Source organism: Corallococcus terminator, assembly GCF_003611635.1.
GTDB classification, from domain to species: Bacteria; Myxococcota; Myxococcia; order Myxococcales; family Myxococcaceae; genus Corallococcus; species Corallococcus terminator.
The window spans coordinates 1-8,052 of record NZ_RAVZ01000395.1 but is presented as its reverse complement, the minus strand read 5'-3'; the positions used below and the strand labels follow the sequence as shown (position 1 = coordinate 8,052).

The window sequence follows — 8,052 nt, the reverse complement described above, 5'->3', positions numbered from 1 at the left end:
GGCCTGGGCGGCCTCGCGCGCGAGGATGGGAAGGGGAGGAGTCATCGCTGTGTGCTCACGGCGCAGGGGATAGCAGTCTCCGGGGCCGTGCGGGTGGAGGAAGGCGACGGGCGGAACACCTTCCGACAATGGTGACGCGCAAGGCGGGGTGCACCGTCCGTCGGACCGGGATGCGCTTTGGACCGGGCTTGCGCGAGCGTGGACGCCTTGGGCGACCAGGGGGACTGCCCCCAGGAAGGTGGGCCGAAGGGCCATCGGGCGTGGACCGCCGTCCATCACCGGTGCTCACCGGGGGCACGACCTGGGCCCATGCGGTTCAGGCCCCAAGGCTTGACGGTGTCGCGGCGAGGAGGCGACAAGACGTCATGCTGAAGACCGCCCTGGGACGTTTTCGCGCCGTTGCCTTCTGGGAGGGGCTGTCCTTCCTGGTGCTGCTGTTCATCGCCATGCCGCTGAAGTACGCGCTGGGCTTTCCCCAGGGCGTGCGTGCGGTGGGCATGGCGCACGGCGTGCTCTTCATGGCGTACCTGTACACGCTGCTGATGGCCGCCATCGAGTACCGCTGGGGTGTGAAGCGGATCATCGTGGCCTTCGCGGCCTCGCTGGTACCCGGCGGGACGTTCTGGTTGGACATGCAGTTGCGCGGTGAGGCGCGTGCGCTGGAGACGGTGAAGGCGCCCTGAGCGCTGTTGTTTCGGAGCCCGTTCCAGCGCGTGTCAGGACGCGGGGTGTCCAGGCCCTGGGATGCTCGCGTCCAGTTCGCGATGGCTCGCGCCTGTTCCTGTCGAGTGTCGGGACAACGGCCCGCGGCTTGCTCATGCGCTCGTGCGGGGGCGATTGACCGCCGGGCCTACCCGACGCAGGCTTGAGGTCATGGGACGTCATACCGACAAGGTTGGGGACGCCTTCCCTCGGGCGCCCTCGCAGGAAGAGTGGGAGCGGATGGGGCAGGAGGAGAGGGCGCAGGTGGTGGACGCACTGCCTGGCGAGGTGACGTACGACGAAATGGCGATGCCAGAGGGAGACCGCCACTCCCAGCCCAAGATGAGCACGGTGGATGTGCTCCGGGGCTATTTCGAGCGGCGGGGACGCAAGGTGTACGTGGGCACGGAGTTGCCCGTGTATTACCCGGCGGAGCGACGCTTCGCGCCGGACCTGCTGGTCGTGCTGGAAGCGGAGGCCCACTGGCGTGACAAGTGGGTGGTCAGCCACGAGGGGCACGGCCTCGACTGGGTGATGGAGGTCCACGTCGGAGGCGACCGCAAGAAGGACGCCGAATTCAACGTGAGCCGCTACGCACGGTTGGGCATCCCCGAGTACTTCATCTTCGACGGGGGGCGGCTCACGCTGGAGGGCTACCGGCTGGCGACACCCGCCGCGCGTGTCTACTCCCGCATGGAACCGCGTCACGGACGTCTTGTGTCCGAGGTGCTGGGACTCGAACTCCAGGTGGAAGGCGAACACCTTCGCTTCTGGGCTGGCAATGCCCCTCTGCTGGAGTCGAGGGAACTCATCAGCCGCATGGAGGGCCACTCCCTGGAACTGCAACGTCGCGCGGAGATGGCTGAACGCCGTCTCTCTGAGGAGACACAGCGTCGCGATGAAGAGACCCGGAGCCGCGAGGAGCTGGAGCGCCGGCTCAAGGAACTCCAGGCCGAAATGGCCCGGATGAAGAAGTCCCAGAAGTAATGCCACCGCTCAGGCGAGGGTGAACGCCCTCGCCAGCGTCAGCACCTCCACCCGCGTGGCCCCCGCCTCCCGCAGGGCGACCGCGGCGGCCCGCGCGGTGGACCCGGTGGTGAACACGTCGTCCAACAGCAGCACCTCCCGCCCCTTCACCGCCCGCGACGCCACGAAGGCTCCCGCCACGTTGCCCGTGCGCTCCGCCTCGCTCAGCCCCACCTGTCGCTTCGTCTCTCGCGTGCGCTCCAGCCACCCCACCGGCGCCACCCGCCCCGTGGCCTTCGCCAGCGTCCCCGCGAGCAGTTGCGCCTGGTCGTACTGCCGCGCGCGGAATCTGCGGACATGCAGCGGCAGCGCCACCACGCACTCCGGCGCGGACCGGAGGAACCTCCGCGCCTCGTCCGCGAGCAACGCCCCCAGCGGCGCGGCGAGGTCCGGGTGGTCCTCGTACTTGAAGCGATGGATGGCGCGCGCCACCGGCCCCTCGTGCGCGAAGGGCGCCCAGCCCCGGCTGAACGGCGGTGGCACCGTCCGGCACCGGGGACAGGTGTTCCCCGGGAACGTGCCGGGCTCCGCGCACGTCCGGCAACACACCGGCGGCAATCGCTCCAACGCCGTGTCACACGGTTCGCAGAACACCGCACCCACGCCCGGCAGCACCTTCGCGCAGGCCAGACACATGGGCGGATACACCAGGTCCAACAGGGCCTTCCACATCACCGGGACTCCAGGGGACAGCGCATGTCGCGCCCCTCGTGCGAGCCCCGTGCCGCCCTCGCTTCACTCCGCTGAACGGCCCCGCGTCTTGTACGTGAGCACCGGCGCCAGCGTCGCCACCACCCTCACCAGTCCCGCCTCCACCAGGTCCGTCACTACGCGGTCGATGGCCTTGTACGCGGGCGGCGCTTCCTCGAAGAGCAGGTCCCGGTCCTCGCAGACGACGTGGCTCTTGAACACCGTGCGCGTCAGGGACTCCGCGGTGAAGCGCTCCTTCAAGCGCTCCCGCGCGGCCGTGCGCGTCCACTTGCGGCCCGCGCCGTGCGCCAGGCTGTGGGCGCTGTGCTCGCCCGGGCCCACCGGCAACACCAGATAGCTCAGCGCGCCGCGACTGCCGGGAATCACCACCGGCCCTTCATCCGAGGGCGCCGCGCCCTTGCGGTGCAACCACCCCACGCGCCCGTCCGAGTGCCGCACGGTGACGCTGTTGTGGCACACGTCCAACACCCGCCGCCCCGTCGCCCCGATACCGTCCAGCGTCCGCTGCGCCACCAGCGCGCGATTCGCCCGGGCCCATGTCACCGCGCCGTCGTGCCGCTCCAGGTACGTGCGCGCCTCGGCCGTCCCCGCCGCCAGCCCGCCCGCCGCGTGCCGGTCCACGTGCGTGCGGAGGATGGCCTCCCCCAGTCCGCGCGAACCCGAGTGCACGAGCAACAGCAACCGCTCCGCCCGCAACCCCAGCGCCTCGAAGACGCGCGCGTCGTGCACCGTCTCCACCCGCTGCACCTCCGCGAAGTGGTTGCCTCCACCCACCGTGCCCAGCGCAGCCTCGAAGCCCGTGGCCTTGCCGCCGTGCTCCGCGAGAAAGGCCTCCGCGTCTCCCTCCCACGCGCCTTCCAGGTCCAGCTTCGCCGCCCACCGCTCCGCCTTCGTCTTGCGCACCGGCAGGTCCACGTCCCACAGGCCCATGCCACAGCCGATGTCGCTGCCCACGAGGTAGGGATAGAGGAAGCCCTCGGACTCGAAGGCCGCTCCCACCGGGGCGCCCTTGCCGGGGTGCAGGTCCGGCAGCCCCACCGCGAGGCGCATGCCGGGAAGTCGCGCCACGGCTTCCAGTTGGCGCACCGCCTCACCCTCCACCCAGGACTGGGGCGAAGCGATGATGCGCACCGTGGCGGCCGGCGCGACGGCCGGGGAGGTTTCAGAAGGTGACGTGGACATGGGCCGCTCGGACGCGGGCTCCGCGCGCGCCCTGACGCGCGGGCCCCGTCACCCGGGCGGGCTGCCCGGCCGCCTACTTGTGGTAGGGCTCGCCCTTGAGGATGGTGAACGCGCGGTAGATCTGCTCGATGAGCACCACCCGCGCCAGGCGGTGGGGCAGCGTCATCTTCGACAGGGACAGCACCTGGTGCGCCGCGGCCCTCACCGAGTCGTCCAGGCCCTCGTCCCCGCCAATGACGAAGAGCAGGTCCTTCGCGCCCGTCTGGGCCTTGGCGACGTAGCGGCCCAGCGCCACCGAATCCAGCAGCGTGCCGCGCTCGTCCAGCGCCACCACCCAGTCCTGCGGCTTGCGCTTGGACAGGATGGCGGTGGCCTCCGCGGCCTTGGCCTCGCCGGGCTTGAGCTTCTTGCCCGACGCCTCGGTCAATTCAATCAGCTCGAAGCGCGTGTAGTGCTCGAGCCGCCGCGCGTACTCCTGCACGGCGGGCTCGAACAGCCCGGAGCGGTCCTTGCCGATGGACAGCAGGCGGACCTTCACCTCAGGCCAGCTTCTCCCGGGGCGCGTCCGCCCACAGCCCGTCCAGGTCGTAGAAGGCGCGCACCTCGCCGTTGAACAGGTGGGCCACGACGTCGTCGTAGTCCAGCAGCACCCACTGGCCGGTCTCCATGCCTTCGGTGCTGATGGGACGCAGGGGCTGGGAACCCGTCTTGAGCTGCACCTGGACGTTCTCCGCCATGGCGCTCACCTGACGGTCGCTCTCGCCAGAGGCGATGACGATGTAGTCCGCGTAGGACGTCATCCCGCGCATGTCGAGGATGACGACGTCGGAGGCCTTCTTGTCGAGCAGCAGGTCGCCGATGCGGCGCGCCAGCTCGCGCGCCTTCGGGTTCTCCGCGATCTTCGGCGGCGGCGGCGGCGCCGGAGCGCGCGGAGCCTTCTTGCGTGCGGCGGCGGTCGTCTTGCGCGGCGGCGGACGGAGGCTGGACTTCGCCGACTTCTTCGCCGCCGTCTTCTTCCGGGCCGGAGCGCGGGTGGCGCTCTTCGCCTTCGCCTTCGTCTTGGTCTTCGTCGTCTTGGATGCGGGGGTCTTCTTCTTCGTGGCCATGTGCGAACTACCCTAGCGCACCCTTGGCAAGCTTCCAGCGCTCCTCTAATGGGTTCCGTCCATGAGCGACGCCCGCCTGGAACAATTCAAGAAGATGGTGGCCCAGTTCCCCGACGCCCCCATGGCCTGGTTCTCCCTGGGGAAGCTGCACCTGGAGCGAAAGGAATACACCGACGCCATCCAGAGCCTGGAGTCCGCCGTCCGTCTGGACCCGAACTATGCCGCCGCCCTGGTCTCCCTCGGGGACGCCTATGTGGCCGCCGGACAGACGGACAAGGCCCGCCAGGTGCTGACCACCGGCCGGGACCACGCCCTCGCCCAGGGTCACCCCGGCCTGGCCGAGGAGATCGACGAGCGCATCGCCGACCTGGACTGACCCGGGCCCCAGGCCCCGAGTCCTACTCCTGGTCGCGCCAGGTGAAACCCAGGCCGAACACCTGACGGGTGTAGCTCAGGCCGTTGCGCGGCAGGCGCGTGCTCCAGATGCCCCAGGACAGCTCCAGGTCCACCCGGGAGGAGACAGGCCGGGCCAGCTTCAGGGACAGGGAGTTCTGCCCTTCGTCCTCCTCCACCAGGATGATCTCCGGGGAGAGGAAGATACCGTCCGGGTAGCGCGCCAGGCCCAGGCTGCCCTGCGCGAGCAGCGTCACGTTCCAGGGCAGCCTCAACCCCGCGCTCCCGGTGAGCCGGTGGCGCAGCGCCGTCTCACCGAAGCTGTTGGAGCTGACCTCCTGGAAGGCATACGTGAGCGACAGCTTCACCGGCCCCCGGTACGTGTAGCCCGCCCCCGCCACCAGCGCCCCGTCCTGGCGCCGGTCCGGGGTCTGGACGTAGCCGGGGAAGGGCCGGGCCAGGGGGCCGTAGCGGCGCGAGCCCCATTCGCCAAACACACTCAGGGAATGGCGCCGGTCCAACCGGTAGCGCCCCAGCACCCCCACCTCCGCCCCGCCGAAGTCGGCGGTGTGGTCCGGGCGGTACACGAAGCGGCGGGCCCCCAGGCGCACACGCAGCGCGAGCCGCACGTCCGGGGCGTATTCGGCGAAGAGGCTCGCGCCCAGGTCCGAGTACGCGCGGCTGCCGCCCCGTCGGTCCTTGGCGTGGCCTTCGGCGCCCACGCCCCATTCGGTGCCCAGCGCCAGCGACCCTTCCAGCGCGCCCGCCTGCACCAGTGTGTCCTCGTTGCCGAAGGCCACGTACTTGCGCGCGCCCAGCTCATAGCGCCCCACCACCTGCGAGCGCTCGCCGGTGCCCCGGCCCTCCGCGGTGCCCAGCACGCTCAGCGCCAGGTCCGCGCCGGGCCCTGACGTGACGCCGTCGGAGAAGTCGCGCGGGGCGTTGCTGTCCACGAGCATCCGGCCGGTGCCCTTGAGCGAGCCCTGCCATTCGGCCGCGCGCGCACCCCCGCCCCAGAGGGTGGCGAGGACGAGCAGGAGCGGGCGGAGGCGGCGGGCCAAGACGCGCGCACCATACTCCGGGCCGCCTGCACGCCCCATCCTCGCGAAGCCTGCGGCCGGGCGTCCTCCGGGGGACAACCGGTGGCGCCAGCGGTCGGTGACGCCGCACCCGGACGCCCGGTACATTGGGGCCATGTCTCAAGTGTCCTTGTTCGCGGTGGTGGCCGGCCTGGGGCTCGTCGCCTGTTCCCCGTCGTCCTTCACCACGCAGGTCCAGGGCGAGGCGACGGTGCCGGCGAACACCACCGGCGCGCCCACCCTGCTCAATGCCTTTCCCGCCATCAGCAGCTTCGCGGCCCTGGACTTCAACGAGAACCAGGACTTCAAGAACCGCGACGTCACCAAGGACGAGGTGACGCGCGTGGAGGTGAAGTCGCTGTCGCTCAAGGTGCTCAGCCCGAATGATCAGGGCTTCGACTTCCTGGACTCGCTGGAGGCCGTGGCCCGCGCGGGGGACCGGGAGTCGCGCTTCGCGGGACGGGACGGCATCGCCGGGCTGGGGCTGAACCCGCCCAACCCCACGCTGACCCTGAAGGCGGACGGCAGCGTGGACCTGCGGCCCTACGTCGCCGCGCCCACCATGGCCATCATCCTGCGTGGCTCCGGGCGCCTGCCGGAGCGCGAGGTGCGCCTGCAGGCCACGGTGGTGCTGGAGGTGGAAGGGGGCCTGCTCTAGCGAAGAGGGCCGCGCTTCTCAGGGGGCCAGCGTCTTCGCCCGGCGCTCCAGCGCGCCCGCGCGTCCGTCCAGCTCGCGCGCCAGGGACTCCAGCTTCGCGGCCTCCTGCTCCAGGGACTTCAGGTCCTCCAGCCCGCCCGCGGCCAGGGCCTGGGCGCGCACCGGATCCACCTGGGGCCGCCGGTCGCTCGCGGTGGCGCCGGACGTTGGCGACAGCGACCCACCCGGGGTTGCCGTGGGAGTGTCCCCGCCGCCCACTTCGCTTCCACCGCCCACCATGGGAGGTGGGTACGCGCTGTCGTCCGCGACGAACGACGGCGTCCGGGGGCCGGTCCGCTGCGTGGGCGCCACCTGGAGGCCCTGGTCGCCCACCGAGCGCAGGCGCAGGCGCCGGTCCTGGTCGTCGAACATGGACTCCTCGCCGAGGAAGTCGTTCATGCGCCGGTCCAGGTCGCGCTCCTCGCGCACCTCGGTGATGCGCGCCTGCAGTGCCTGGAGCCGCTGGCGCACCTTGTCCTGGCTGTCGCGCAGCGCGTCCGCCTGGGCCAGCAGGTCCTCCGGATCATCCCCCCGCGCGGCCCCGTCCAGCGCCGGCACTTGCGAAGCAGGCAGCGCCGCGCGCACGGCCTCGCGCTCCTCGCGCACGGACCGCATCTGCTCCAGCAGTCGCGCGCGCTCTGGCCGGTCCGTCGTCGCGTCCCAGGCCGAGCGCAGCCGCGTCAGCTCCTGCGACAGCGCGCCGTGCAGCGCAAGCTGCGCGCGCTCCACTTCCCCCTCCGCGCCGGACACCGACTGGGCCAGCCCCGTGAGCTCCCCGCTCAGCTCCTGCGAGCGGCGCAGCGCGGACTCCAGCTCCCCGCCCGTCGTCAGCTTCCCCTGGCGCTGGGACTTGAGCGTTTCGATGCGCGCGGCCAGCCCGTTGAGCTCGTCGCGCAGGCCCTGCTGCTGGGTGCGCAGGGTGCGTACGCCGCTTCGCGCCGACTGGGCCTTCGCCCGCGCCTGTTCCAGCCCGGACGCCGCCCCGGCGGGAGCGCCCAGGAGCAGGCACGCGAGAAGGGCTAGGGCACGCAGCGTCATCGTGGGGAAACCTTCAGCAAGGCGGATGCCAGTCCCGCCCTCCGGGTCGCTTCCCTGCCCGGCCGGAAAGTCTCCTGGTTCCGGGCACCTGGCGCGGAGGAGGTGGGAAGGGGTGGGG

At 71.3% G+C, this 8,052-nt stretch carries 10 protein-coding genes; 4 read left to right on the top strand and 6 right to left on the bottom strand.

Going from position 1 to position 8,052, the window contains the following annotated elements; all coding sequences use genetic code 11:
• Positions 1 to 365: 365 nt before the first annotated feature.
• Together D7V88_RS35890 and D7V88_RS35885 are read left to right on the top strand one after the other, a co-directional pair.
• Complete coding sequence (locus D7V88_RS35890; RefSeq protein WP_120545097.1) at positions 366 to 683, top strand: DUF3817 domain-containing protein; 318 nt, start codon at positions 366 to 368, stop codon at positions 681 to 683.
• A gap of 190 nt (positions 684 to 873) precedes the next feature.
• A complete protein-coding gene (locus D7V88_RS35885) occupies positions 874 to 1,689 on the top strand; it encodes a Uma2 family endonuclease (protein WP_120545096.1) in 816 nt (271 codons plus the stop codon).
• Between the two features lie 9 nt (positions 1,690 to 1,698).
• Here the strand turns inward: D7V88_RS35885 and D7V88_RS43975 are convergent, their stop codons facing one another.
• From D7V88_RS43975 to rsfS, 4 genes are all read right to left on the bottom strand, one after another.
• Positions 1,699 to 2,400, bottom strand: a complete 702-nt coding sequence (locus tag D7V88_RS43975; RefSeq protein ID WP_208726685.1) for a ComF family protein — start codon at positions 2,398 to 2,400, stop codon at positions 1,699 to 1,701.
• A gap of 63 nt (positions 2,401 to 2,463) precedes the next feature.
• Positions 2,464 to 3,621, bottom strand: a complete 1,158-nt coding sequence (locus tag D7V88_RS35870; RefSeq protein ID WP_120545095.1) for an RNA ligase RtcB family protein — start codon at positions 3,619 to 3,621, stop codon at positions 2,464 to 2,466.
• A 73-nt stretch (positions 3,622 to 3,694) separates the two neighbouring features.
• Positions 3,695 to 4,159, bottom strand: a complete 465-nt coding sequence (locus tag D7V88_RS35865; protein WP_120545094.1) for a 23S rRNA (pseudouridine(1915)-N(3))-methyltransferase RlmH — start codon at positions 4,157 to 4,159, stop codon at positions 3,695 to 3,697.
• Position 4,160: 1 nt separating this feature from the next.
• Positions 4,161 to 4,727 carry a ribosome silencing factor gene (rsfS, locus tag D7V88_RS43970; RefSeq protein WP_208726684.1) on the bottom strand — a complete coding sequence of 189 codons (567 nt, stop codon included), beginning with the start codon at positions 4,725 to 4,727 and terminating at the stop codon, positions 4,161 to 4,163.
• A gap of 61 nt (positions 4,728 to 4,788) precedes the next feature.
• On the opposite strand from rsfS, the gene D7V88_RS35855 reads away from it, so the two are divergent.
• Positions 4,789 to 5,103: a tetratricopeptide repeat protein gene (locus D7V88_RS35855; protein WP_120537724.1), complete on the top strand. Its 315-nt coding sequence runs from the start codon at positions 4,789 to 4,791 to the stop codon at positions 5,101 to 5,103.
• A 22-nt stretch (positions 5,104 to 5,125) separates the two neighbouring features.
• Here D7V88_RS35855 and D7V88_RS35850 read toward each other — a convergent pair whose 3' ends face one another.
• Complete coding sequence (locus D7V88_RS35850) at positions 5,126 to 6,181, bottom strand: hypothetical protein (RefSeq protein WP_120545093.1); 1,056 nt, start codon at positions 6,179 to 6,181, stop codon at positions 5,126 to 5,128.
• A 133-nt stretch (positions 6,182 to 6,314) separates the two neighbouring features.
• On the opposite strand from D7V88_RS35850, the gene D7V88_RS35845 reads away from it, so the two are divergent.
• The gene (locus D7V88_RS35845) at positions 6,315 to 6,857 is read left to right on the top strand and encodes a hypothetical protein (protein WP_208726683.1); all 543 of its coding nucleotides are present in this window, start codon (positions 6,315 to 6,317) and stop codon (positions 6,855 to 6,857) included.
• An 18-nt stretch (positions 6,858 to 6,875) separates the two neighbouring features.
• Here D7V88_RS35845 and D7V88_RS35840 read toward each other — a convergent pair whose 3' ends face one another.
• On the bottom strand, positions 6,876 to 7,934 hold the full coding sequence (locus tag D7V88_RS35840) for a TetR family transcriptional regulator (protein ID WP_120545091.1): 1,059 nt from the start codon (positions 7,932 to 7,934) through the stop codon (positions 6,876 to 6,878).
• Positions 7,935 to 8,052: the final 118 nt, after the last annotated feature.

What these genes read in the sequence shown, in the direction of transcription:
- D7V88_RS35890 (WP_120545097.1), top strand. Translation starts at nt 366, where the DNA reads ATGCTGAAGACCGCCCTGGGACGTTTTCGCGCCGTTGCCTTCTGGGAG.
- D7V88_RS35885 (WP_120545096.1), top strand. Translation starts at nt 874, where the DNA reads ATGGGACGTCATACCGACAAGGTTGGGGACGCCTTCCCTCGGGCGCCC.
- D7V88_RS43975 (WP_208726685.1), bottom strand. Translation starts at nt 2,400, where the DNA reads ATGTGGAAGGCCCTGTTGGACCTGGTGTATCCGCCCATGTGTCTGGCC.
- D7V88_RS35870 (WP_120545095.1), bottom strand. Translation starts at nt 3,621, where the DNA reads ATGTCCACGTCACCTTCTGAAACCTCCCCGGCCGTCGCGCCGGCCGCC.
- rsfS (WP_208726684.1), bottom strand. Translation starts at nt 4,727, where the DNA reads ATGGCCACGAAGAAGAAGACCCCCGCATCCAAGACGACGAAGACCAAG.
- D7V88_RS35855 (WP_120537724.1), top strand. Translation starts at nt 4,789, where the DNA reads ATGAGCGACGCCCGCCTGGAACAATTCAAGAAGATGGTGGCCCAGTTC.
- D7V88_RS35845 (WP_208726683.1), top strand. Translation starts at nt 6,315, where the DNA reads ATGTCTCAAGTGTCCTTGTTCGCGGTGGTGGCCGGCCTGGGGCTCGTC.
- D7V88_RS35840 (WP_120545091.1), bottom strand. Translation starts at nt 7,934, where the DNA reads ATGACGCTGCGTGCCCTAGCCCTTCTCGCGTGCCTGCTCCTGGGCGCT.